A 24956-nucleotide genomic window follows, 5' to 3' on the forward strand; every position below is an offset into this window, starting at 1 on the left:
TAGATGGCGGTAGAATATGCCGTTTTCAACCCTTAACCGCAAATTGACATTAAGACAATGAACCTATCTAACAAACAAAAGCAGCACCTGAAGAGCCTGGCTCATCCACTAAAGCCAGTCGTCATGATCGGCGCAAACGGCCTGACAGAGGGCGTTCTTGCTGAAATCGAACAGGCGCTAGAGCACCACGAGCTGCTCAAAGTCAAGATTTCAACCGAAGAGCGTGAAACCAAAATGCTGATTGTCGACGCTATCGTTCGAGAAACCAAAGCGTGCAACGTGCAGGTTATCGGTAGCATGCTGGTGCTTTACAAGCCGAGTAAAGACAAGAAAATCGCACTTCCTCGATAAACTCGAAGGAAAAAGGTGATGCACGGCTGTCACCTTTTTCACTTCTTTACACTTGGTCAAATAAAGACCGCCCCGCCTTGGCGTAGCGTTTAGACGTACTCAACGCTAAGAATTTCAAACTCAATATCGCCGCCGGGCGCCTTAACGATAACGACGTCGTCGGCCTCTTTGCCAATCAAACCGCGCGCCATCGGCGAGTTGACGGAGATCAGATTCTGTTTGAAATCAGCCTCGTCGTCACCGACGATGCGATATACCACTTCTTCTTCCGTATCCAGATTCATCACCTTTACCGTCGCACCGAAAATTACGCGGCCGTTATTGGCCATCTTGGTAACGTCGATAATCTGAGCGTGGGAAAGCTTGGCCTCAATCTCCTGGATCCTGCCTTCACAAAATCCCTGCTGTTCGCGCGCCGCATGATATTCCGCATTCTCTTTCAAATCACCGTGAGCTCTGGCTTCAGCGATATCTGAAATAATTTTAGGTCGACGTACGTTTTTCAAATACTCCAGCTCTTCACGCAGCCTTTCTGCGCCAAGCAGCGTCATCGGAATTTGTCGCATACTACTATCCTTCTAAAGCCGCCGAGTCGTTGTGTTCGGCAACCGTTTAAAGCCTTATCATCGGACCGCCGCCTGTGCGCTTTAAGAGCAAAAACGGCCCGACCCGGTTAAATTTCCAGGCCAAACGGCGATCATGGGAAGCCGCTATTTTACCTGAGACTTCCCCCGGGGTCATCGTTTAGTTTTCTCATCTTCTGCCTACGGCCTTTTGCCAAATGGCAACTGCGGTATAAATTAGCCGGTTAAAGCGTGATACACTTTAACCGTTTTTTCGCCTTTTTCTATTTGCAGGTATGCAGGTAATTACCCACTATGCGTTTATTGAAAATTTTCGGCGCCGCACTTTGTGCTCTCAGCGCCGCTGCCCAAGCCGCTGAAGTCGATAAGTACACCGGCCTGCTGCCGGAAGGCGCGTCTCTCTCTCTTATGGTGCAAAAAGTGGGCGCACGGTCCACCGTTCTTGACTATCAGGATAAGCAGCTTACGCTGCCCGCCAGTACGCAAAAGGTCGTCACGGCGCTGGCTGCGCTGCTCCAGCTTGGGCCGGACTTCCGCTTCACTACGACGATTGAAGGAGGTGGAGCGATAAATAACGGCGCGCTCAACGGGGACCTGATCGTGCGCTTTAGCGGCGACCCGACGCTCACTCGCCAGCAGCTACGAACGATGATCCAAAGCCTCAAACAGCAAGGCGTGCGCAAAGTATCCGGCGGGCTGACTATCGATACTTCCGTATTCGCCAGCCACGACAAAGCGCCGGGCTGGTCCTGGAACGATATGACTCAGTGCTTTAGCGCCCCGGCCTCCGCAGCCATTATCGATAAAAACTGCTTCTCCGTTGCGCTACAGACCGCCAAACAGTCGGGCGGAACGGCCACGGTTCAGGTCGCCTCTTATTACCCGGTACAGGTCATAAGCCAGGTGAAAACCTATCCGCGCAACGCGCCCGAAGGCCGCTTTTGCGAATTTGACGTTACGGCAGGAGAAAACCAGCGCTATACCTTGACCGGCTGCCTGACGCCGCAGGAAAAGCCCATTACCCTTTCCTTCTCCATTCAAGACGGAAGCGACTACGCGGCAAAAATAATAAAAAGCGAGCTGAGCCAGGCCGGCATTCAAATTGGCAACGCTGTACGCTATCAGACTACGCTGACCAAGCCAGGCCGCGTTCTGGCCCAAACTCAGTCGGCTCCGCTGCACGACCTGCTGAAAATAATGCTTAAAAATTCTGATAATACGATCGCCGATACGGTCTTTCGCACTATGGGCTACAGGCAGTACGGCGTGCCGGGAACCTGGCGTTCCGGCTCCAACGCAGTAAGACAGGTTCTGCTTAAGCAGGCGGGGATCAATCTTGGCAACACGGTCATGGCAGACGGTTCCGGACTCTCGCGCCATAATTTGATTGCAGCCGATACCATGATGCAGATCCTTCAGTACATCGCGCAACACGACCAGCAGTTGGACTTTATCTCCATGCTGCCCACCTCCGGGCAAGACGGCACGCTTCGGGCGCGCAGCGGCTTTAAAGAAGCCGGCCTTACCGGAAAGGTCTCGGCCAAGACGGGGGCGCTACAGGGCGTTTACAACCTCGCAGGCTTTATGACGACCGCCAGCGGAGAGAGGGTCGCTTTCGTTCAGTTTCTATCCGGCTATGCGATGACACCGCAGGAGCGAGGAAACGGTAAAAAGACGCTATCTGGCTTTGAAAGCACGCTCTATCGGGATATTTACAACGCGAACTAGCAATAAATGAAAGAAAAAAGCCGCGAATAGTTTCGCGGCTTTTTCGTTTCGGAAAGATTAACGCTCGTAAATAATCTCTACGCCATCGTCATCTTCTTCGTCCCAGTCGTCGTCATCCCAGTCATCATCGTCGTCAACAACGTGTGCCTCTGGATTATTCAACTGGTCGCGATGATAATCGTCCCACATGAACTCGGCCTTCTCCGGCCCGGACTCTTCTTCTTCAAGCGCTTTAGGGTTCGCGTTCAGGAACGCCATGACGTCCCAGCAGAGCGCCGTTACCCCTTCGCGATTAGCAGCGGAAATCAGGTAATACTTATCTTCCCACCCCAGCGCATCGGCAATCGCCTTCGCGCTGGCTTCCGCCTCGTCCTTATCAAGCAGGTCAACCTTGTTGAACACCAGCCAGCACGGCTTTTGCGCCAGCTTTTCGCTGTACTGCTGCAGCTCATTGAGGATGATGTGCGCATTCTCAATCGGATCGGACTCATCAACTGGCGCAATGTCGATAAGGTGAAGCAGCACGCGGCAGCGTTCCAGATGCTTAAGGAAGCGGATCCCCAGCCCTGCGCCGTCGGATGCGCCTTCAATCAGGCCGGGAATATCGGCGACAACGAAGCTTTGTTCGTTATCCATCCGAACGACGCCCAGGCTCGGCACCAGCGTAGTAAACGGATAGTCGGCCACTTTCGGCTTAGCGGCAGAAACGGCGCGAATAAAGGTAGATTTACCCGCGTTCGGCAGGCCCAGCATGCCGACGTCCGCAAGCAGCATCAGCTCAAGCAGCAGCTCACGCTTGTCCCCCGGCGTGCCGTTGGTTTTTTGGCGAGGCGTACGGTTAACCGACGACTTAAAGCGCAGGTTGCCCAAGCCGTGGAAACCGCCTTTGGCCACCATCAGCTTTTGCCCATGGCGGGTCAAGTCGCCCAGCACCTCTCCCGTTCCCTGATCCAGAACGCGCGTACCGACCGGCACCTTAATGGTGATGTCCTGACCGCGACGACCGGTACAGGCCTTACTTTGGCCGTTCTGCCCACGCTCGGCGCGGAAGCTTTTTTCAAAGCGATAGTCGATCAGCGTATTGAGGTTTTCATCGGCGACCATAAACACGTCACCGCCGTCACCGCCGTCACCGCCGTCCGGGCCGCCCTTAGGAATATATTTTTCTCGGCGAAAGCTCACACAGCCGTTGCCGCCGTCGCCAGCCTCAACTCGGATAGCGGCTTCATCAACGAATTTCATTCTTACTCTCCACTCATTCGCCCGACGCCGTCGGGTCGCTTACTGTCAGTTTATCCTATTTATACGCTGCCGCACGCTATCGCGGGCGCAATAGATAAACCTACTTGATAGATAGGCCCGGCTTCTTATCCGAGCGGCGGGGAAACAGACGATGCCCCGCGGCAGAAAACATTGCGCCCAGCACCACAATAACGGCGCCGCTATAGCCCATAAAATTCAACACCATCATAGAGAACGTTTCCGGCCACATTAGCGCTAACAGATCGGAAAACAGCAGCGTAAACAGCGGCGTTAGCGTAATCAGCGCGCTAACCTGAGCGGCCTGCCAGCGTGCCATGGCTTCTCCCAGCGCGCCGTAGGCTACCAGCGTGTTCAAACCACAAAACGCCAGGCACGCAAGCTGCCAGGCGTTCAGATTAAAAATTTCTGACGGCGCCGCCAATGGCGTAACAAAAACGGCGCTTAACACATACAGCAAAAACAGAATTTGAGACGCAGAAAGCCTACGCTGCAGCACCTTCTGCGCAACGGCGTAGGCAATCCAAACCAGAGACGCGCAAACGCCGAGCAGCACGCCCATGGTGTAATCCGTCAGGCGCGTAAAAATCTCAACCAGATTAGTGTTAAAAAACATCACGATGCCGATCACTAGCGTAACCGCACCGATAATCTGCGTAATTCGCATCGTCTCTTTTAATATCAGCACGCTGGCAAACAGCATACCGATTGGCGAAAGCTGGCCAATAACCTGAGAAGCGGTCGGCGTCAGATACTGAAGCGCAGAGCTGAAAAAGATAAAGTTTCCCGCCAGCCCCAGTGCGGCTATCAGCAGAACGATAAGCCAGCGCGGGCGACGAAAAAGCCCTAATCTGGGCAGCTTACGCTGAAACGCCAGCACCAGCCCAAGCCCTACCGATGAAATAACGAATCGATACCAAACCAGCGTGTATGGCGTCATGTCAGGAAAAACCTGCTTCATCGCAATCGGCACGGCGCCCCACAACACGGCGGTGATTAAGGCGAACGTAACGCCTAATGCCATACTCTGCTTAACCTGAGACATTGCCCAACAGCTCCGGAATAAAAAACGATGCGCTATCCGTCAGCCTTGATGCCAAGCTGACGTTTTTTTCAACTAAGGGTAACATAAACCGCAAATAAAAAGCCCCGCAATCACATTGCAGGGCCTTAAGTCTGTAAAGCTCGAAAACTTATTCAGCGACAATGCTGATGAATTTACGGTTTTTCGGGCCTTTTACTTCAAACTTGACTTTGCCGTCGATCAAAGCATACAGAGTATGGTCACGACCGCAGCCAACGTTGGTGCCAGCGTGGAACTTGGTGCCACGTTGACGAACCAGAATGTTGCCAGCCAGAATAGACTCACCGCCGAAGCGCTTTACGCCAAGACGTTTGCTTTCAGAATCGCGGCCGTTTCGTGAGGAACCGCCAGCCTTTTTATGTGCCATTTATCCGCTCTCCTATACCTTAAGCGCTGATACCAGTGATTTTAACATCAGTAAACCACTGACGGTGGCCCTGTTGCTTACGGTAGTGCTTACGGCGACGGAACTTAACGATCTTAACTTTCTCGCCACGACCGTGCGCCACAACTTCTGCCTTAATCTTGCTGCCGTCTACGAACGGAACGCCGATTTTAACGTCATCGCCATTCGCAACCATCATCACCTGATCAAACTCGATAGTTTCACCAGTTGCGATGTCCAGCTTTTCCAAGCGAACGGTTTGACCTTCGCTTACTCGGTGTTGTTTGCCACCACTTTGGAAAACCGCGTACATATTAACTCCGCTTTCCGCGCACTTACCGCCAAATCTATAAAATGTGCAAAGCGCGCTATAAAATATTCACAATAGGGCGCGAATTCTACGCAAAAATCCGACCGTTGACAAGCTAAGAATCAGAGAAGAAATACAAGAAAATGATCGAGCGCTTTTTATGGCGTTCATCTATGCTAATTTTCGAGTACAATCACCCGGGTTACGGTTCTGTAAACAGAGGCGGGACGGCGCCGATTTAAAACGATAAAACAACAAACACACTATGAATATTGAACAGATTACGCAGTTAGCGGAAAAGGACATGGCCGCGGTGAACGCCGCGATACTCGCGCAGTTGAACTCTGACGTTGTACTCATCAACCAGTTGGGGCACTACATTATCAGCGGCGGCGGAAAACGCATTCGTCCCACGATCGCCGTTTTGGCGGCCCGAGCGCTGAACTATGAGGGTGATGGACACATTACTTCAGCCGCGCTGATTGAGTTCATCCATACTGCAACGCTATTACATGACGACGTTGTGGACGAATCGGATCTTCGCCGAGGAAAAGCGACGGCCAACGCCGCATTTGGCAACGCCGCCAGCGTACTGGTCGGCGACTTCATCTATACCCGCTCTTTTCAGATGATGACCAGCCTCGGCTCGCTCGAGATTCTTAAGCTCATGTCGGCCGCAACTAACGTGATCGCAGAAGGTGAAGTCATGCAGTTAATTAACTGCAACGATCCCGACATCACTGAAGAAAACTACATGCAGGTAATTTACAGCAAAACCGCTCGTTTATTTGAAGCGGCTGCGCAGGCGTCTGCCATTCTGGCTAACGCTACGCCAGAACAGGAAAAGGCGCTGCAGGAGTACGGTCGCTATATTGGCACCGCTTTCCAACTGATAGACGACCTGCTGGACTACAGTGCGGACGGTGTTCGTTTGGGGAAAAACCTGGGTGACGATCTGAACGAAGGCAAGCCCACTCTGCCGCTGCTGCACGCCATGCACAACGGAACGCCGGAGCGCGCAGCGCAAATCCGCGGCGCAATTGAGCAGGGCAACGGTCGCCACCTGCTGGAAGAGGTGCTGGAAACGATGCGTCAGTGCGGCTCGCTTGACTACACTCAGCGGCGCGCCGAAGAAGAGGCCAACAAGGCTATCGCCGCGCTGGCCTGCCTGCCGGATACGCCTTATAAAACCGCGCTCGAATCCTTAGCGCGACTGTCCGTACATCGCGATACTTAATCCATTCGCTTCAATACTAAACGGGCGCCAAGCGCCCGTTTTTTTATGCCTCAACCACGTCGTTATCTATTAAGGCAACGCTGTCCGGGGTATTCACCTTGTCCATAAGCCCGGCAATCCCTCTGCGCATAAGCAGAGAAACTATTTTATCCCGCTCCTGCGACGTTAGCTGGTTATACGCCGTTACCCAGATAGTAAAAGGCTCGTCGGTTTGAGTGTTGTACAGCGCACTGTCTTCCATTGCGCGAAGAACGTGCTGCACGCCGACAGGTATGCTGTCTATGTGATACTCCACCGCCTTGCCCTGTACGCCAAGACGACGTCGACGAATCCACAGCTCTCTTTTAGCCTTTTGGTTAATTCCCTGAGCAGTGCCTGGAAGACCGCCAATGCCAACCAGCTCTTTTGCTGAAAACCATTCTTTTTTCATATGTCATCCGTTACAAAAGCCTGAGTGATTAAACCTATACTACTTCTGCCATATCCGTAGATACGCCAATCCTTTCCATAAGCCCCGTAATGCCGTCACGGACAATAAGGGAAACAAGACGCTCTCTTTCCGTCACCGTAAGCTGGTTATAGGCAGTAACCCAAACGGCAAAAGGATCGTTGGCCGGCGCGTTCACGGTATACTTCCCACCGTCTTCATTAGCCAATAAAACGACCTTCGCCTTATCCGGAACGCTATCAATATGGTATTCAAGCGCTTTACCCTGAACGCCGGTTCGTTTTCGGCTTTTCCACTTTTCGCGTCTCGCTTTCTGATTAATTCCCTGAACCGTAGTGGGCAGCCCCCCTACGCTGGTTAATTCATGCGTTGAGAACCATTCCTTTTTCATATAAAGACCCCTACCTAGATCTTAATACCTGCACATAAACATTAACCCTTCGTCAATGTTTATCGTTTCCATAAAATAGATTTATGTCTCGCGTAGACAACAATCTCATCCGGCTATATTCATTATATTTAAATTGGTAACAAGTTTATGTTAGTTAATTTAATAAAAAAACCTAAATATTTAAAATATACCCTGTCTTTTAAGACAGTAAGACCGGTGAGAAAACCTGCCCAATGCGTTAATCACCTTACATCAAGGTATTGATAATAAATATATTTCATTATTGAAAAGCGTAAAGATTGATAAGAAGAAAGGCCCAAATTCACTTTCTTAAAAATAAATTAATAATAGAATTTTTAAGCAAAAATCTTATAATAAAATGACTAATGAGAATGAATAATTTAAAAATAATTATAAAATTCAATATATATAGCATTTCATAGCGAGCCAAAATTGTTCAGAAAAAATTAAAAATCATCATTATTAAGAAAATATTTTCTATTACCCGTTTATGTAATCGACTTAAATCCTATTTATCAAATTTATGTAAAACATCTAAAAAGGAGGGAACGAATGGACGAAAGGAAAGAAGACTGGCACTCTGCTGATATTATTGCCGCCCTGCGTAAACGAGGGACGACGCTAGCCGCGCTGTCGCGTCAATCGGGATTAAGCTCATCAACGCTGGCAAACGCTCTCGTTCGTTCATGGCCAAAAGGCGAGTGGATCATCGCAGAAACGCTGGGGGTCCACCCAAGCGAAATCTGGCCTAGCCGCTATTTCGACCCCATAACCCATCAGCTCAAGGCTAACCGCACAAGGCGACAAAGCGACGACTAGCCGCATCTTATCCAATAGAAAGGATAATAAAAAACCGCTGTAGGCCTTCACCAACAGCGGCTTTCATCAAACGCGCACGGGATTATCCCTGAATAAATTTCTCGCCCAGTTCAATATCCTTGTGCAGCACGTCCAGCATGCCTTCCAGCGCTTTTTGCTCATATGCGCTCAGCGTGCCGATATCTTTAATACTCTCAATGCCGTCTTTACCCAGCACTAAAGGTTGTGCAAAGAAGCGGGCGTACTTGCCGTCGCCTTCAACATAGGCACACTCGACGACATTCTTCTCGCCCTGCATCGCGCGAACCAGAGAAAGCGCGAAGCGCGCGGCCGCCTGAGCCATAGAAAGCGTAGCTGACCCGCCGCCGGCTTTGGCTTCTACTACTTCGGTGCCAGCGTTCTGGATGCGCTTGGTGAGAGATTCAACTTCTGCATCAGTAAAGCTTACGCCCGGGATCTGAGAAAGCAGAGGCAGAATAGTAACGCCAGAGTGGCCGCCAATTACGGGGACAACAACGTCCTGCGGCTGCTTGCCTTTCAGAGCGGCAACGAAAGTGCTGGAACGGATGATGTCCAGCGTCGTCACGCCAAACAGCTTGCTCTTATCGTAAACGCCGGCCTTCTTCAGGACTTCTGCCGCGATAGCGACCGTCGTGTTGACCGGGTTGGTGATAACGCCGATGCAGGCTTTCGGGCACGTCTCGGCGACTTGCTGAATCAGGTTGCGGATGATGCCCGCGTTGATGTTAAACAGGTCTGAACGATCCATGCCGGGCTTACGGGCAACGCCCGCAGAGATAAGAACGATGTCAGCACCTTTCAGGGCAGGGCGCGCGTCTTCTCCGCTAAAGCCAACAATCTCAACCGCCGTAGGAATATGGCTCAAATCGACGGCAACGCCCGGAGTGACTGGCGCAATGTCGTAAAGAGCAAGCTCGGAATTAGCGGGCATTTGCGTTTTTAACAGCAGGGCCAAAGCTTGGCCAATGCCACCGGCTGCACCGAGAACGGTAATTTTCATTCTGAACTCCTTTTTGTATCTATCTTTGATGTATCGAGCAAAACATAGAGTGAAGCTTAGAGGATTGTGAGCACAATCACCAATCCTTAGAGTAAAGTTTGAGATATGCTGCAAAAAATAGTCGATTAAAAACTTTTTGTTCATCAAAATGAACAATTAAGAACATTTTGGTCGTAAGCCAAGAGAGAAAAAACGTCGTTATCACAAGAACAGGCAAAGGTTTTTTGAGTCCTGCTCCATTTTTATTCATAATGACATTATGATTATTTAAAAACTGACGGTACACCATGCGAAATCCAACAAAGCAAGAAGATCTGGTTAAGGCGTTCAAAGCCCTGCTAAAAGAGGAAAAGCTCAGCTCGCAGAGCGAAATCGTGCAGGCCTTGCAGGACGAAGGGTTTGAAAACATTAACCAGTCGAAGGTTTCACGGATGCTGACCAAGTTTGGCGCAGTGCGAATTCGCAACGCCAAAATGGAAATGGTTTACTGCCTGCCGACGGAGCTGGGCGTTCCTACCGCCACCAGCCCGCTGAAAAATCTGGTGCTCGACGTCGACTACAATGACTCGCTGGTCGTTATCCACACCAGTCCCGGCGCGGCTCAGCTGCTGGCTCGCCTGCTTGACTCAATGGGAAAATCGGAAGGGATCCTCGGCACGATTGCCGGTGACGACACGATTTTCACCACCCCGGCCAGAGGTTTTAGCGTCAAGCAGCTGTATGAAGCGATTCTAGAGCTGTTTGAGCAAGAGCTGTAGTTCGTTTTCAGCTCTCCGGCCAAAAAAATGCCGTACATAGATAGTACGGCATTTTCTTATCCAAACTTGCTATCAGTACGATGCCAGAGCCTTTTTCTCCAGCGCTTCCAGCAATTTGCCGTGGATACCGCCAAAGCCGCCGTTGCTCATAACCAGAATATTATCGCCCGGCTGTGCGCTGTTGACGATCATGCTGACCAGCATATCTACGTCGCCCGTCCAGTGCGCGGGCTGAATGCAGGCGTCGGTCACGTCGGAAACCTGCCACGCCAGCGTCGGCGGCTGCAGAATAAACACCTCATCGGCACGGCCGAAAGCCGGCGCCAGTTCGTCCTTACTGACGCCCATCTTCATCGTATTGGAACGCGGCTCCAGAACGGCCAAAATGCGCGCGGTACCGCCAACCTTGCTGCGAAGCGCTGCCAGCGTGGCGAGAATCGCGGTCGGGTGATGGGCGAAGTCATCGTAGACTGAAACGCCGTTCACTTCGCCCTTAAACTCCAGACGACGGCGAGCGTTGATAAATCCGCCCAGGGCGCGGCAGGCATCCTCCGGCTTCACGCCGACGTGGCGCGCTGCGGCTACCGCCATCAGACCGTTGTGCATATTGTGTTCGCCGACTAACGACCAGTTAACTTCGCCGACCACTTGGTCGTCGAACAGCACTTCAAACTGCCCGGCGTCCGCCGTCAACTTATTGGCAGACCAGCGCTGGCCGACGCCGCTGGTCTCCAGCTCGCTCCAACAGCCCATGCTCAGCACCTGCTTTAGATTGGCGTCGTTCTCGGGTAGGATGATTTTTCCCTTGCCCGGCACCAGGCGAACCAAATGGTGGAACTGCTTTTGGATAGCGTGCAGATCTTCAAAAATATCCGCATGGTCAAACTCCAGATTGTTCAGCACCAGCGTACGCGGGCAGTAATGAACGAACTTGGAGCGTTTATCAAAGAACGCCGTATCGTATTCATCCGCCTCGATAACGAAGAAGGGGCTGTCTCCCAAACGGGCCGACACGTCAAAATTCCCCGGCACGCCGCCGATGACAAAGCCGGGATTGTAGCCGCAGCTTTCCAAAATCCAGGTCACCATGCCCGAGGTCGTGGTTTTCCCATGAGTACCGGCAATGGCGATAACCCAGCGCTCGCGCAGGACGTTATCATGCAGCCACTGCGGCCCGGAGGCGTAAGGTATCCCCTCTTCCAACACCGTTTCAACGCAAGGGTTGCCTCTTCCCATCGCGTTACCCACGATGACAAGGTCAGGGCGCGGCGTAAGCTGAGAGGGATCGTAGCCTTGAATCAGGTCGATGCCCTGCTTTTCCAGCAGCGTGCTCATTGGCGGATAAACGTTGGCATCTGAACCGGTGACCTGATGTCCCAGCGACCGGGCCAGCATGGCGATGCCGCCCATAAACGTCCCGCAAATACCAAGAATATGAATATGCATTATATTTCCAACGGTTGATGTATCGAGTTAGCTCTCATTCTAACGCCTAAGTTCGGGCGTAACAAAGGGAATAGCCTATCAATTTTCTTAACGTTTGGTTAAAATCTCCATGCTGTGTCCCTCAATTATCCATATGCGTCAACCCCGTACCAAAAGCGTGTGATGACGTAGAGCACAGCCTAATTTATCGCGAGACGGCGCGTAGGCATACTGCGGCCGTCATCCCTTTGCTCGATTCAGGAACCGTTCATGAAAACGTTAGGCGAATTTATCGTCGAAAAGCAACAAGACTTTCCCCACGCGACGGGCGAACTGACTTCACTGCTCTCCGCCATTAAGCTCGGCGCAAAAATTATTCACCGCGACATCAACAAGGCCGGTCTGGTTGATATTCTCGGCACCAACGGCGTTTCCAACGTTCAGGGCGAAGTTCAGATGAAGCTGGATCTGTACGCCAACGAGAAGCTCAAAGCGGCCCTGAAGGCGCGTGGAGAAGTTGCCGGCATCGCCTCGGAAGAAGAAGACAACATCGTCGTCTTTGAAGGCGAACGGGCCACTAACGCCAAGTACGTTGTGCTGATGGACCCTCTGGACGGTTCTTCTAACATTGACGTTAACGTTTCTGTTGGTACGATTTTCTCAATTTATCGTCGCATCACGCCAATCGGCCAGCCCATTACCGAAGCTGACTTCCTGCAGCCCGGCAATCGCCAGGTCGCTGCGGGCTACGTGGTGTACGGTTCATCCACCATGTTGGTTTATACCACCGGCGTCGGCGTTCACGCCTTTACCTACGACTCATCCATCGGCGTTTTCTGCCTGTCTCACGAGAAGGTGCGCTTCCCGGCTACGGGCAACATGTACTCCATCAACGAAGGCAACTACATCAAGTTTCCTCAGGGCGTGAAAAAGTACATCAAATATTGCCAAGAGCAGGACGAAGCCACTAAGCGCCCGTATACGTCGCGCTATATCGGTTCTCTGGTCGCCGACTTCCACCGTAACCTGCTTAAGGGCGGCATCTATATTTATCCAAGCACCGCGTCGCACCCGAAGGGCAAGCTTCGCCTGCTGTATGAATGCAACCCGATGGCGTTTTTAGCCGAGCAGGCCGGCGGTCGCGCCAGCGACGGCTTCCGCCGCATTCTGGACATTGAGCCGGAAACGCTGCACCAGCGGATGCCGCTGTTCGTCGGCACGGAGTCAATGGTGAAAGAAGCCGAACGCTTTATGCACGACTATCCCGATGAGCCATAGTCGATAGCGTATCGATAAAGCATCACGAGAGGGCGACATCGCCCTCTTTTTTATTTCTTTTTCTTCCCGCATTCGCGTTTACATTTCAACGCACCTCTCCTACGCTTTCTTAAAATATTTCGAATAAAATAAATAGACGGAAAGGGATCACGATGCTGGAACACCTTCAGTGGTTGGACGTCCTGATAATGACCGTCGGAATAACGATTACCTACGTTATTTTCGGCATTACCGGATTCGGTACGGCGCTTATCGCCAGTTCGCTGCTGGCCTTCTTCATTCCAGTCGATAAAATCGTTCCGATGCTGGCGCTGCTTGACTGTTCAGCGGCGGCAGCCAACGTGATGAGAGATCGCCGCAGCGCCGTCATGTCAGAGGTTAAACGCGTTGTTCCGCTAATGATCTTAGGCAGCCTGGTCGGCGCTTCCGTTCTGCTCTATAGCGATCCCCAGCGGCTTTTAGTCTATCTGGCGGCGTTTGTTATCGCCTACTCGCTGTATTCTCTCAGCGGCTTTAAGCCCGACGCCGAGTTCACGCCGCGCGCCGTTTATCCCTTCGGCTTTATCGGCGGCATTTTCAGCGCGCTGTTTGGCAGCGGCGGATTTATCTATGCGATTTACCTGTCGGGAAGGCTTAAGGACAACAACAGTATTCGCGTTACGCAAAGCACGCTTATTGGCTTTAGCACGCTGACGCGCATCGTCATTTTTCTGCTGGCGGGCGTATATGCCGACCTTTCGCTGCTGCTGTTGGTTCTCATCCTTCTGCCGGGCATGCTGCTCGGCGTCTATATTGGGCGACGCATCACGCTTGCGCTGTCTCGAGAGAGTTTTCTCAAGATAGTTAATCTCGTCGTTTTGCTTTCAGGCATATCTTTACTGATTAAGGCATTCTCTTAGCGATGATATTGTTTACAATTTAAAAACATTTATAATAAAAAGTATTCACACTACGAGATAGGGGAATCGCAATGAACGGTTCGTTCAACAAAGGCGTCATCGCCCTGATTTCACTCTGCGCCCTTTCCGGCGTCGGCGGCGTTATTATCGCCGGGTTACTGATTTACACCCGAGCCATTTCCTAGAAACGACTAATGCAATCTGTATTAGGCTAAAAAGCCCTCGTCGACCGCCCTTTGCCTGCAAAAAATTGCGGATTCCCGTTTAGACTCGGCTATAATGAGGGCACTTTTCACACTTACGCTATTGAACAAAAGGAAAGAGCTGATGGGCCTTAATTCCGTTCCGGCAGGAAAAGATCTGCCAGAAGACATTTATGTAGTCATTGAAATTCCGGCCAATGCCGACCCGATCAAGTACGAAGTGGATAAAGAAAGCGGCGCCGTTTTCGTTGACCGCTTTATGTCGACCGCCATGTTCTACCCTTGTAACTACGGCTACATCAACCACACCCTCTCTTTAGACGGAGATCCGGTTGACGTGCTGGTCCCGACCCCGTATCCGTTACAGCCTGGCGTCGTTATTCGCTGCCGCCCGGTTGGCGTGCTGAAAATGACCGACGAAGCGGGCGAAGACGCCAAGCTGGTCGCCGTACCGCACAGCAAGCTGTCCAAAGATTACGACCACATCAAGGACGTAAACGACCTGCCTGAGCTGCTGCGCGCTCAAATCGCCCACTTCTTTGAACACTACAAAGATCTGGAAAAAGGCAAGTGGGTTAAGGTCGAAGGCTGGGATAACGCCGCTGCAGCGAAAGCTGAAATCATCGCTTCCTACGAGCGCGCTCAGAAGAAGTAATCCGCGTTCAGCAGGCTTATAAACGCAAAACCCCCGCGAAAATTCGCGGGGGTTCTTTTTGCATTAAGGAAAAATGCCGTAGCCTATTAACGCTTTTTACGGCCTCTTTTATTGCCTTCTGGCGCCATCGGCTGGCTGGCCTCTTCCAAAAGCTTCAGGCCAACCATTCGCTCCCTCAGAGCACCAAATTCATCAGGAGAAAGCCCTTTAACCGTCAGTAACAGCGAGTGAAACCAGGGGTTTTCATGAGAGCTGTCGATATCCATCTCATAGTTAACACCGCCGCAGCTTCCTCCGCTGTCCCACACGGCCTGAGCGATGTCCTCTTCGGAAGCATCAAAATTGCCCGGTCCATAAATTCGCTCTATTGAAGAGAGGGGGATGCACAACGTATAGCCGTCGTCATCAGCCCCCTTACGTTGAATAGGTCGGCTATTTCCCATCGTTTTTACGGTTTACCCAGTCGCCGCTGTCAATGCGCTTTAGTCCCTCTACCGAATGCAGGTAAAGGTACATCCACGCGCTGCCGTAGGGCGTCTGAACCAGCTCGCGCCTGTAGTCGCGAGTATCGTGCTTGAGATCGTCAAGCTCCGCCAAGATGGCGGAATCAATGCGGTAGACTTCACAGTCGATTTCACCAGAGCCCTTGATGACGGCAGGGTAATGCCCCAAATCGTACAGCTCGTAGCCCGCAATGCGATAATCTCCCAGCCACTGGGCGTTGGTCATCCAGTGGCTATTGCCCTGCCCTTTCCTTAAACTTCCATAAACAATGATTCGCATAATCAAAACTCAAACTGATAGAGCACGTCCAGCGCCTGATCGATACCGGATACCGCCTCCAGATAGAGCCGCGGCATCAGTCTATAGCGCAGCGTCAGCGTCGCCAGCGAATCAAAAATACCTACGCCGTACTTCACCTGTAACCCCGGCATGATGTAGCCGCTGACCACGACGGAAGAGCTGTCGCCTACGCCCTGCGTATCCAAAGACAGGTTCTTAACGCCAAAGGCCTCACCGATTTGACCAACCAGTTTACCGCTCTTGGCGACGCCCATCCCGATAAGCATTGAGGTCATCATATCACTGTCACCACCGCTGCTGTCCAGCCCCTGCCCGCGCAGAAGGTAGGAAAGCGCTTCCTGCTGGGACATTGCAGGATCGGAGAAGATCTCCACCTTGGGTTCAGTCGCAAGGCCGGTAACCCTGACGCCGGCGGTGACGTCATTTTCCGTCGAATCCGGATTTCGAATCGCTTCCAGATTCAGCGACGGCTGATCCGGCGGCCCGGCAAACTGAATCACGCCCTTGCGTACGATAAGATCCTGCCCGTAGGCGTGAAACTGACCGCTGGGAATATTAACCTGCCCGTTAAGCCCCAGCCCCTTCTTATCCTGCACGACCTTCAGGTCCCCCTGCAGGCGCGCCTTCAGCCCGAAGGCGTTGATAGACACGTTGTTTCCGATGTTGATAGTCAGGTTGCTGCTGATGGGAATCGACGCCGTTTTAGGCTCGATAGGCTTAAGCGAGCGATCCAGCATGACTTCGTCTGAAGAAACGCCGGTGGCGCTGGCGGGAACTTCCTCTACCACGATCCGCGCCCACGGAATGCTTACCGAACCGTTCAGCGTCAGAAGGTTAGGAGAAGCCTCAAAAACGATATCCGGAGAAACGTCCAGCGCCACTGTCGGCGGCATAGCAATACGGATCCTGTCGCCCTTGGCGGTAATCGCCGCGCGCCAGGCGTCCGGATTACGCCAGTCTGCGTTGCCCCCCAGCGTCAGCGAACCTTTTTCCGTCTGGATAGCGCCGTTCAGGTCCGAGCGGGTGCCGCTAAAGTTCATCGCTAGCCGCCCCTCCGTCACGACCAGCGGCGCCCACTGGGTATTGAGCCTAAGCCTTTCCAGCGCCAGCTGCCCCAGAATGCGGGGGCTTTGCGCCGTCCCGGCAATCTTCAGATCGGCGTTAAGTGCGCCTTCCGCCCGCTCTTTTTTACCCAGAACCGGTTTAAGCAGATCCAACGAAACGCCGTCAATTTTTATCAGGCCCGACAGCCCGCGGCTGCCCTGCGGATCGCTCACCTGCACCTTCCCGCTCAGGCTGCCGTTATTGGCTATTTTCATCAGCCAGCTAAGCTCGGCCCGGTTGCCTCTGGCCTGCGCGTCAAGCGTCAGCGTGTCGAGCGCTATCGGCATCCAGCGCCCGGACACCATCTGATTCACCGTCACGCCGTTGCCGCGAAGCGCGACCGTTGCCTGCGGCATACCGCCGCCGGCGCTCCAGCTTACGTCAGCATTGCCGGTAAAGACGCCCTTAGCCTTGGTTTCTCCCCCAAGCATCGGCGCCAGCATGGCCAAATCGAACCGATTAAGCACAATGCTGGCTTTGCCGCTGGGGCCAGCTTCAATCGTTTTGGGAATACAGACTTCGGCGTTAGGGTTCCGCCAACAGTGGCTACCGACGGAGACCGTTTGCTGAAGGTTGCGGTAGCCCAAAGCAACGTCCTGAGACGGGCGCCACTCTCCTACCGGCGTATTAAATCGCGTATTGCTTAGCGTACCTTTCCAACTTTCGGAAGCGCGATCGAAGCTGCCGCTCAGCGCCAGCCCGCCGGAAACGGGTTCACCGCTAATATCCAGGCGCAGCTGGTGCCGGCTCTCGTTGCCGTCCGCGTCCAGCACCAGCTGGGAGATGTGCATATCCCCCTGCCTTAGCTCCTTCACCTTCAGCGAAAGCGTTCCCTTAATCTGGGAAGCTGAAGTGACGTCGCCGTTAAGCGCAACGTTGCCAACCTGCATATCCTGCCAGCCTAGGCCGTTTGCCGTCAGATCCGCCAGCAGCTGAGGGGCTTTTGCATTTCCCCTAAGGCGCAGGCTGCCCTTGGCCGTACCGCTCAGCCCCGGCAGCATGCCGGTCAGCTTCGGCGCGTTGATATCGGCATCAAGGTTCCAATCCTTGGCCAGAGAGCCTTTCGCCTTCACGCTGTTAGGACCAAGCGACAGCGTGAAACCGGGGATAGTCCACTGGCCCGAATCGTTGCCCTTCAGCGCCCCTTGGACGCTTAGGCGATTTTGCTTCACCAGGCCGTTTAAATCGATCTCAGGCACGTCCAGCTGCCAACTTCCGCCGTAGAGGCTGCCCTTGGTAGAAACTTTACCGTTAAGCGTTGCCGGCCACTCAGGCCACTGCTTCGCCGTATTGATGCCGTCAACGTTGAGCTGCGCGCGCCAGCTTACCGCGTTGCTCCAGTCAACAACGCCGTTCACCTCCGCCTTTCCCTGTAGTGCGCTCAGGCGCAGGCGGGAAAGCGTAAACGCCCCCTCATTTCCCTTACCGTCGAGCAGAAGCTCAGCGGGAGGAATATCGGTCCCTTCCACCGAAGCACGCAGTGAAAGAGCGTAGTCCAAGGCCGATCCCGTCAGGCGCAGGCGCGTATTGTTAACCCGATAGTCGCCTTTTCCACTCAAAGGCCACTGCACGCGCGGGCTCTCAAGGGTTAGCGCCACCGGCAGACCGGCCGTCGACAGCGAGGTTTGTGCCGTGAGCGTCGCGCCAATCGGCCCTGAAGCGTTAAGGTCTACCGTTAGCTGTCCCGTTACCTCGCCGCCCAACAGCAGCTTGAGCTTTTCCCCCCGAAGAGTCGGTTCATTAACCGTCGCGTTTAGCGTCAGGTTCACCGGCCAGCGTTCGCTCATGGTCGCGTCGCCGGTTAAGGCAATAATGCCTTCGGGCGCGTTAACCTTTAGCGAGAGGATCTGGACGTGCGCCTCTTTGGTTTCCGCGCTAAGCTCAAGGCGGTCGATTTGCAACGGCGCGCCACCGGTCAAGCGCAGGTCTTCGCCCGTCAGGCTCGCCAGCGTGAAGTCCATCGGCAGGATCACTTCCGGCAGCGACGCCAGCAGAGGCTGGCTAAACAGCGCCTTCAGCGCTTCGCCGGTTGTCTGAACAGGCTGAGTCGGCGGCGCCGGCGCCTCTTGCGGCGCAGGCGGCAGATTAACCGTCAGCCGGCGCACGTTGGTCGGTCGAATATTGATTTGGCGATTTTGCCAGCTCGCCTCTGTGCGAAACTCGCCCAGCGCGATGGTCATATCGTCAACGGCGACGTTGACGTTGGTCAGCCTAAGCAGGCTAAGTTCAATTGGATACGGCGTCTGAATGTCCGTTATTGGCCCGCCGGAATTGGTATCAGCTTCCGGCGTTTCCGATGCAGGAATGCTGGCGGTATCAATTTTTACGTTTGCGCCGTCGGCCGTGACTGCGTTAACGCAAATGCGCCCGTCGGTAATACAGCCGAAGTTGATAGAGAGATGGAACGTATTGACGCCGACGGCCACGCCCGGCATTTCATAGCCAACGTTTGACAGCGTCAGGTCGCGAAGCCCACCCTTAACGTCGCCGATAGACAGGCCGGGCACCACTTTAGGCAGCTGCCCTAACGTAAACTGTAGGCCCGTTTGCGTACCCAGCAGGAAGGCCAATGCGGCCACCAGCAGAATAACAAGCAGCAGTAGGCCAATCAGCGTTCGCTTTATCCATTTTTTTACGTTCATAGCTCTGGCCCTAATCCGATGTAAAACTGCATGCCGTGCTCGTCCTTATCGCCGATCGGCGCAGCGATATCAAACTTGATGGGACCTATCGGTGAAGCCCAGCGCACGCCAACGCCGGCCCCTTTCTTAAATTCGTAGTCGTCGAGCTTGTTGACCGCGTCGCCGCCGTCAGCGAACGCGGCCGCCCACCAGTTGCCGGTCACGTTGTACTGATATTCCAAAGAGCCGGTAGCAAGCTTTGAGGCGCCGGTCAGCTTGCCGTCGCTGTCTTCAGGCGAAATAGACTTGTACTTATAGCCGCGGATGCTGCGGTCGCCGCCGGCGAAGAAGCGCAGAGAGGGAGGAACTTTGGTGAAGTCGCCGGTTTCAATCCAACCGAGGTTACCTCGAGCGATAAAGCGGTGGCTGTCGTTCTCGCCCAGAGAGCGGATCCAGACGTTTTGCGCCTGCGCCACGACAAAGTTAACGTCAGATCCCCAGGCGGTGTCCGACACGTCGACGGAGTAGCGCTGGCTGTCTCCCCAAGAGGGCATCAGGCCGCCGCGTTGCCGAGTACGGTTCATGCTTACGCCCGGATACAGCAGCATGGTGGTATTGGTGACTTCCCCCTGGGTAAAGTTATCCAGGCTCCAGCGCATGTTGACGGAACGCTGCCAGCCGCTGGAGAGATCCCAATAGCGCGCCACGTTTAACGTACCAGAGCTGGACTTGGTGTCGTTTTGGTCCTCGTGCTTATAGCCGGCCTGCAGCAGATAGTACTGCTCAAGCGGGCTTTTCAGCAGGGGAATTTTGTAGGAGAAGTCGAGGCTTTGTTCCGGCGCGGAAAGGTTAACGCTGGACTCAAGGCTATGCCCCTTATCGTTAATCCACGGCTTCTTCCAAGTGGCCTTCACTCTGGGACCGATATCGGTCGAATAGCCGCCCCCCAGTTCAATGGTGTTTTGGCTGCGCGGCGTCAGCACGCCCTCCAGCGGCAGCAGCTTATCGCCGTAAACGTGTTCAAAGTCCGGCGAAACCACCACGCTGTTAAACCAGTTCGTTGAAGACAGGCGGCGGTTCAGTTCCGACAGCTGGGCGGAGGTGTAATACTCCCCTTCTTTAAACGGGATCAGGTTTTGCAGGTACTCATCGCGAATTTGCGAACCGGTAAACGCCACTTTACCGAAGCGATAGCGCTCGCCGCTGTCGAAGTCGATGTCCCAAAAGGCCTGATGTAAATCCTGCGCTACGCCGAGCTGGCTGTGTTCGATGCTGGCGTCAAAGTAGCCTCGCCGAATGGCTAAACCGGTCAACGAACCCTTAAAACTGTCGTAAGCGCCGTGATCGAGAATGGTGCCTTTAGCCGGTACGCCGGTTTTTAACAGTTCGATATAGGCCTCATCCTTTAGCGCCTGGCCGGTAATGTCGACGTGGGTTTCTTCAATACGCACCGGTTCGCCGGGGGTTACCGTCGCCGTCAGCACCGGCTTGGTTCCCAGCGTCGGCTGGCGCACGTCAAACTGAATTTCCGGCTGGTAATAGCCCTTGGCCCGCAGCCCTTTTTTTATCGCCTCTTCTACCTGACGAGTAAAGCGCGGGCTGTCCGACATTTCGCTCTCAGGGATAGCCGACAGCAGCGCCTCTACGTTTTCCTTCAGCTCTCCGCTCAGCCCCTCCACCGCCAGACCAACCTCAGCCGCCTTGCTTGATAACGTTAAAATCAAGGGTGATAGCAGCAGGAATAAGAATCTGTATCGGGATCGTGGCACGCGAACTCCTAAAATAATCCGTTAGGTCGACTACAATAATTAACCAGTAGGCAATAAGGGTCAAACTGTGACGTTCTGTTAAGGCTTTGTCATATATTGTCGACAAAGATGTCGGTAGATACAACACGCTTAACCCTATCTTGACAAAAACATTGGGAGTTTTTTATGACAACGGTAAATTCCGACGCATTTACACAGCCGGAAAACCCACTGGAGGGTCGTTCACAGCCGATGCCGGTCAGCGCGAAACACAGAGTGCTGCATACGCCGATGAAAGACGCTCCGGACGGTACGGACGTCGCCATCTTTGCGATGGGGTGCTTTTGGGGCGTTGAGCGCCTGTTTTGGCAGCAGCACGGCGTTTACAGCACGGCCGCAGGCTACAGCGGCGGCGTTACGCCCAACCCTAACTATCGGGAAGTGTGCAGCGGCAAGACGGGCCATGCTGAAGTCGTTAAGGTCGTCTTCGATCCCAAAGTGCTGCCCTACTCCCGGCTTCTACAGCTGTTTTGGGAGAATCACGATCCCGCCCAAGGGATGCGTCAGGGCAACGATATCGGCACACAGTATCGCTCGGCGATCTATGCCGTTACGCAGGAGCAGTTGGAGCAGGCAAGGGCCAGCAGGGCCGCGTTTATCTCAGCGATGCGCAAGGAAGGAGATCTTCGCTCTGTCACGACGGAAATCGTCATGGCTAAGCCCTTTTATTTTGCAGAAGAAGATCACCAGCAGTATCTGGACAAAAATCCCAACGGCTACTGTAATCTCGGCGGCATCGGCGTCTGCCTTCCACCCGCGCCTTAGGCTGCGTCCGCCATTGCCCGCAATGGCGGAATACTGCCTGTCTCCCCACTTCCCTAATGGGGCAATTTAAAGAAATATGATAAGCGTTAGCCAGCTGTTATAATCATATATCAATGCGGCTAAGGAAGCGTTATTCCCGCAGGCCCGCCGCCCTTTGGCTCCTTTGGAGCATTCAACATTAGATCCCATTTCCAGCATAATTGCGGATAATTTTATGTTAAACAGTTTATTACTGATCGTTTTGCTGATCGCCATCAGTGCGTTTTTCTCGGTCTCGGAGATTGCCCTCGCCGCGTCAAGAAAGATAAAGCTGAAAATGATGGCGGACGAAGGCAACGTTAACGCCCAGCGCGTGCTGGAGCTTCAGGAAACGCCCGGCGTTTTTTTCACTATCGTTCAAATCGGCGTTAACGCCGTCGCCATTCTCGGCGGTATCGTCGGCGATGCCGTGTTTTCTCCCTATCTGTCGGCATTTTTCAGCCGCTTTATGCAACCGGAGCTGGCGGAGCAGATTGGCTTTATTATCTCGTTTTCCATCGTTACTTCGCTGTTCATCCTGTTTGCCGACCTGACGCCGAAACGCATTGGCATGACATCTCCGGAGGCGGTCGCCGTTCGGATTATCAATCCAATGCGCTTGTGTATTGTCCTGTTCCGGCCGCTGGTTTGGCTGTTTAACGGCATGGCGACGCTGATCTTCCGCCTGTTCAAGCTGCCGCTGGTGCGCAACGACAGCATTACCTCAGACGACGTCTATGCCGTTTTCGAAGCCGGCGCGCTGACCGGCGCCCTGCGCAAGCAGGAACACGAGCTGATTGAAAACGTTTTTGAACTGGAATCGCGCAACGTGCCCTCCGTCATGACGCCGCGCGAACAGGTCATCTTCTTTCAGCTCGACGAGCAGGAAGATAATATCAAAGACAAAATCGCCAACTATCCTCATTCCAAGTTTTTAGTTTGTAGCGATTCTATCGACCACGTAGTGGGTTACGTTGACTCAAAAGATCTCTTAATCCGCGTATTAAAGAACGAAAATCTAGCCCTGAAGGGCGGCGTGCAGATCCACTCGCCGCTGATTATTCCTGATACGCTGACGCTGTCAGAAGCGCTGGAAAGCTTTCGCAGCGCCGGTGAAGACTTCGCGGTGATCCTCAACGAATATGCGCTGGTCGTCGGCATTATCACGCTCAAAGACGTGATGACGACGCTGATGGGCGACCTTATGGGGCCTGGCCAAGAAGAACAGATCGTGGCGCGCGATGAGAACTCCTGGCTGGTTGAAGGCGTGACGCCGATTGAAGACGTTATGCGCGCGCTGTCGATTGACGATTTTCCGCAGTCCGAGAACTACGAAACCATCGGCGGCTTTATGATGTACATGCTAAGAAAGATCCCTAAGCGTACGGATTCAGTGAAATTTGCCGGCTATAAGTTTGAAGTGGTGGACATCGACAGCTACAAGATTGATCAGCTGTTAGTCACACGTATTGATAGCTCGCCCTCGCAAGAGAACGCCAAGAGCGCAGAAGAAGCGGAAGACCTTAAGCAGTAATTCCGTGGATTAAATACGCAAAAAGGCCATCTTTCGATGGCCTATCAGATCTAAGTCACGCGGTATTCATTATCCGCAGTCGGGAAAATCAGGCGAATTCGGCGCGCAGCTCCAGAACTTCCCGGTTAACCTCAGACATCACGTTAAAATGAATTTTGTCACACACTTTTGGAAGCAGAATTTTCCCCATGTCAAACTCGAATGCACCAATGCCTTTGATGTAGAATCTGCCACGGAAGAGCGTCTTCACATATAGCGCAATCCGCTGTGGATTGTAGCTAGGGAAGATTTTCATTTCATGTCCTCCATCGTTATTACAAGACCAACGCTTATAGCTCGGCCACATAAATAACCATTTAGCGTGGCGCCCGCTATTCTTCTAGTAAACACTACTCCCTGTAATACGCCTAGCCTCTTTAATCTTATTTACACTCAGCGTATAAGCGTAAAAAAGGCGTCGAATCAATATAACTATAGGATACATGCCTATAATAATCGAATAAACGCCTAGAAAATGTGATGTCAGAGCTATTTATGACTAAGCCTTCCAAGGAAGATCTTCGTTAGACGAAACGTAAAAACCGGGATTGAGGAAAGACTCCGCCGGCGCATAACTAAGCGGAATATCCTGCCAATTATTCACCTGAAGGCCCACGGCTCGCACAACCGCATGGCCCGCCGCGGTATCCCATACGTTCGTCGGTCCAAAGCGAGGATAAAGCTGCGCGCTGCCTTCGGCAACCAGGCAAAATTTCAGAGACGATCCTACCGCCGTCGTTTCATAGTCGCCCAGCCGTTCTAAAAAGGCCGTCAGCTTCGTATCCCGATGTGAACGGCTGCACACCACCATCGGCGGAGTACCTGCCTGCGGCCGAATCCCTTGGCGCAACCCGCCCTCTTCCTTCCAGGCGCGTTGCCCCTCCGCCGCGTAGAGGACGTCCAGCGCGGGAGCATAAACGACGCCCATCACCGGCTCGCCTCCTTCTATCAGAGCGATATTGACGGTGAACTCATCGTTATGGGCAAGGAATTCTTTCGTTCCGTCCAGCGGATCGACCAGCCAGTAGCTGCTCCAATTTTTTCTGATTTCCCACGACTGGGGCGACTCTTCCGACAGCACGGGAATATTCGGCGTCAGCAAAGACAGCCCCGCCATAATAATGCCGTGAGCCGCCAAATCGGCCGCAGTAACCGGCGAACTGTCGGATTTTACGACCAGGTCGGTAGGCCTATCGCCTTGATAAACGGCCATAATCGCCTCGCCCGCCCGTCGCGACAGCGAACAGATAGCTTCCAGCGTTGGAGATAAATGCGGCATACCTATGCCCTCTCAGTCATAACTCATTGCCTTTCAGGGTAGCGTTTTTTTCCACAATAGCCAGCATCACCGTCCCATATCGCCGATCTTCGGGATGTGTACGCCCAAAAAACAGCCAAAGAGGCCA

At 53.2% G+C, this 24956-nt stretch carries 25 protein-coding genes; 10 read left to right on the forward strand and 15 right to left on the reverse strand.

The features are described 5' to 3' along the window. Positions 1-57: 57 nt before the first annotated feature. Positions 58-351, forward strand: a complete 294-nt coding sequence (gene yhbY, locus G544_RS0119140) for a ribosome assembly RNA-binding protein YhbY (protein WP_027276064.1) — start codon at positions 58-60, stop codon at positions 349-351. Positions 352-440: 89 nt separating this feature from the next. On the opposite strand, the gene greA is transcribed toward yhbY, so the two are convergent. Further along, complete coding sequence (gene greA, locus G544_RS0119145) at positions 441-917, reverse strand: transcription elongation factor GreA (RefSeq protein ID WP_027276065.1); 477 nt, start codon at positions 915-917, stop codon at positions 441-443. A gap of 312 nt (positions 918-1229) precedes the next feature. Here greA and dacB point away from each other — a divergent pair, with 312 nt between their 5' ends. Next, positions 1230-2663, forward strand: a complete 1434-nt coding sequence (gene dacB, locus G544_RS0119150; RefSeq protein ID WP_036024667.1) for a serine-type D-Ala-D-Ala carboxypeptidase — start codon at positions 1230-1232, stop codon at positions 2661-2663. Between the two features lie 57 nt (positions 2664-2720). On the opposite strand, the gene cgtA is transcribed toward dacB, so the two are convergent. The 4 genes from cgtA to rplU all read right to left on the reverse strand — a co-directional run bounded on the left by cgtA (position 2721) and on the right by rplU (position 5705). After that, positions 2721-3905: an Obg family GTPase CgtA gene (cgtA, locus tag G544_RS0119155; RefSeq protein WP_027276067.1), complete on the reverse strand. Its 1185-nt coding sequence runs from the start codon at positions 3903-3905 to the stop codon at positions 2721-2723. Positions 3906-4005: 100 nt separating this feature from the next. Continuing rightward, the gene (locus G544_RS0119160; protein WP_027276068.1) at positions 4006-4968 is read right to left on the reverse strand and encodes a DMT family transporter; all 963 of its coding nucleotides are present in this window, start codon (positions 4966-4968) and stop codon (positions 4006-4008) included. 148 nt (positions 4969-5116) lie between these two features. Then, a complete protein-coding gene (gene rpmA, locus G544_RS0119165) occupies positions 5117-5374 on the reverse strand; it encodes a 50S ribosomal protein L27 (RefSeq protein ID WP_027276069.1) in 258 nt (85 codons plus the stop codon). Between the two features lie 19 nt (positions 5375-5393). Next, on the reverse strand, positions 5394-5705 hold the full coding sequence (gene rplU / locus G544_RS0119170; protein ID WP_027276070.1) for a 50S ribosomal protein L21: 312 nt from the start codon (positions 5703-5705) through the stop codon (positions 5394-5396). 262 nt (positions 5706-5967) lie between these two features. Between rplU and ispB the strand changes: the two genes are divergently transcribed. Next, positions 5968-6939 carry an octaprenyl diphosphate synthase gene (gene ispB, locus G544_RS0119175; protein ID WP_027276071.1) on the forward strand — a complete coding sequence of 324 codons (972 nt, stop codon included), beginning with the start codon at positions 5968-5970 and terminating at the stop codon, positions 6937-6939. Positions 6940-6982: 43 nt separating this feature from the next. Here ispB and G544_RS21130 read toward each other — a convergent pair whose 3' ends face one another. Next, on the reverse strand, positions 6983-7369 hold the full coding sequence (locus G544_RS21130; protein ID WP_051155847.1) for a DNA-binding protein: 387 nt from the start codon (positions 7367-7369) through the stop codon (positions 6983-6985). Between the two features lie 34 nt (positions 7370-7403). Next, positions 7404-7778: a DNA-binding protein gene (locus tag G544_RS0119185; protein WP_027276072.1), complete on the reverse strand. Its 375-nt coding sequence runs from the start codon at positions 7776-7778 to the stop codon at positions 7404-7406. 573 nt (positions 7779-8351) lie between these two features. Here G544_RS0119185 and G544_RS0119190 point away from each other — a divergent pair. Continuing rightward, positions 8352-8618, forward strand: coding sequence for a helix-turn-helix domain-containing protein (locus tag G544_RS0119190; protein WP_027276073.1), 267 nt, complete (start codon positions 8352-8354; stop codon positions 8616-8618). Positions 8619-8700: 82 nt separating this feature from the next. On the opposite strand, the gene mdh is transcribed toward G544_RS0119190, so the two are convergent. Beyond that, positions 8701-9639 (reverse strand): malate dehydrogenase, encoded by a 939-nt coding sequence (gene mdh, locus G544_RS0119195; RefSeq protein ID WP_027276074.1) that lies wholly within the window; start codon positions 9637-9639, stop codon positions 8701-8703. A gap of 287 nt (positions 9640-9926) precedes the next feature. Between mdh and argR the strand changes: the two genes are divergently transcribed. Continuing rightward, positions 9927-10397 carry a transcriptional regulator ArgR gene (gene argR, locus G544_RS0119205; RefSeq protein ID WP_027276076.1) on the forward strand — a complete coding sequence of 157 codons (471 nt, stop codon included), beginning with the start codon at positions 9927-9929 and terminating at the stop codon, positions 10395-10397. 72 nt (positions 10398-10469) lie between these two features. Here argR and mpl read toward each other — a convergent pair whose 3' ends face one another. Continuing rightward, the gene (mpl, locus tag G544_RS0119210; RefSeq protein WP_027276077.1) at positions 10470-11843 is read right to left on the reverse strand and encodes a UDP-N-acetylmuramate:L-alanyl-gamma-D-glutamyl-meso-diaminopimelate ligase; all 1374 of its coding nucleotides are present in this window, start codon (positions 11841-11843) and stop codon (positions 10470-10472) included. Positions 11844-12092: 249 nt separating this feature from the next. Here mpl and fbp point away from each other — a divergent pair, with 249 nt between their 5' ends. The 3 genes from fbp (at position 12093) to ppa (ending at position 14857) form a co-directional block, all read left to right on the forward strand. Further along, positions 12093-13100, forward strand: a complete 1008-nt coding sequence (gene fbp / locus G544_RS0119215) for a class 1 fructose-bisphosphatase (RefSeq protein ID WP_027276078.1) — start codon at positions 12093-12095, stop codon at positions 13098-13100. Positions 13101-13252: 152 nt separating this feature from the next. Then, entirely contained in the window at positions 13253-13999 is a 747-nt protein-coding gene (locus tag G544_RS0119220; protein ID WP_027276079.1) for a sulfite exporter TauE/SafE family protein, read from the forward strand. Between the two features lie 327 nt (positions 14000-14326). After that, positions 14327-14857 carry an inorganic diphosphatase gene (ppa, locus tag G544_RS0119230; protein ID WP_027276080.1) on the forward strand — a complete coding sequence of 177 codons (531 nt, stop codon included), beginning with the start codon at positions 14327-14329 and terminating at the stop codon, positions 14855-14857. An 86-nt stretch (positions 14858-14943) separates the two neighbouring features. Here the strand turns inward: ppa and G544_RS0119235 are convergent, their stop codons facing one another. Genes G544_RS0119235 through tamA form a run of 4 tightly spaced genes read right to left on the reverse strand, consistent with a single transcriptional unit; the run spans position 14944 to position 21155 of the window. Beyond that, the gene (locus G544_RS0119235; protein ID WP_027276081.1) at positions 14944-15300 is read right to left on the reverse strand and encodes a hypothetical protein; all 357 of its coding nucleotides are present in this window, start codon (positions 15298-15300) and stop codon (positions 14944-14946) included. Further along, positions 15290-15640 carry a gamma-glutamylcyclotransferase family protein gene (locus tag G544_RS0119240; RefSeq protein ID WP_027276082.1) on the reverse strand — a complete coding sequence of 117 codons (351 nt, stop codon included), beginning with the start codon at positions 15638-15640 and terminating at the stop codon, positions 15290-15292. Before G544_RS0119240 ends, G544_RS0119235 begins: the two co-directional genes overlap by 11 nt. A gap of 2 nt (positions 15641-15642) precedes the next feature. Beyond that, positions 15643-19407 carry an autotransporter assembly complex protein TamB gene (gene tamB, locus G544_RS0119245; RefSeq protein WP_027276083.1) on the reverse strand — a complete coding sequence of 1255 codons (3765 nt, stop codon included), beginning with the start codon at positions 19405-19407 and terminating at the stop codon, positions 15643-15645. After that, a complete protein-coding gene (gene tamA / locus G544_RS0119250) occupies positions 19404-21155 on the reverse strand; it encodes an autotransporter assembly complex protein TamA (protein ID WP_036024670.1) in 1752 nt (583 codons plus the stop codon). The genes tamB and tamA overlap by 4 nt, the downstream gene beginning before the upstream one ends. 165 nt (positions 21156-21320) lie before the next feature. On the opposite strand from tamA, the gene msrA reads away from it, so the two are divergent. Beyond that, on the forward strand, positions 21321-21959 hold the full coding sequence (msrA, locus tag G544_RS0119255; RefSeq protein ID WP_027276085.1) for a peptide-methionine (S)-S-oxide reductase MsrA: 639 nt from the start codon (positions 21321-21323) through the stop codon (positions 21957-21959). A 214-nt stretch (positions 21960-22173) separates the two neighbouring features. Beyond that, on the forward strand, positions 22174-23511 hold the full coding sequence (paeA, locus tag G544_RS0119260) for a polyamine export protein PaeA (protein WP_027276086.1): 1338 nt from the start codon (positions 22174-22176) through the stop codon (positions 23509-23511). Between the two features lie 88 nt (positions 23512-23599). Here the strand turns inward: paeA and G544_RS0119265 are convergent, their stop codons facing one another. Next, complete coding sequence (locus G544_RS0119265) at positions 23600-23806, reverse strand: DUF1107 domain-containing protein (RefSeq protein WP_027276087.1); 207 nt, start codon at positions 23804-23806, stop codon at positions 23600-23602. 243 nt (positions 23807-24049) lie between these two features. Next, positions 24050-24829, reverse strand: a complete 780-nt coding sequence (gene cysQ, locus G544_RS0119270; RefSeq protein WP_036024673.1) for a 3'(2'),5'-bisphosphate nucleotidase CysQ — start codon at positions 24827-24829, stop codon at positions 24050-24052. Between the last annotated feature and the right edge of the window lie 127 nt (positions 24830-24956).

Origin of the sequence: Leminorella grimontii ATCC 33999 = DSM 5078, assembly GCF_000439085.1 — a bacterium.
In the GTDB taxonomy this organism is placed as follows: domain Bacteria; phylum Pseudomonadota; class Gammaproteobacteria; order Enterobacterales; family Enterobacteriaceae; genus Leminorella; species Leminorella grimontii.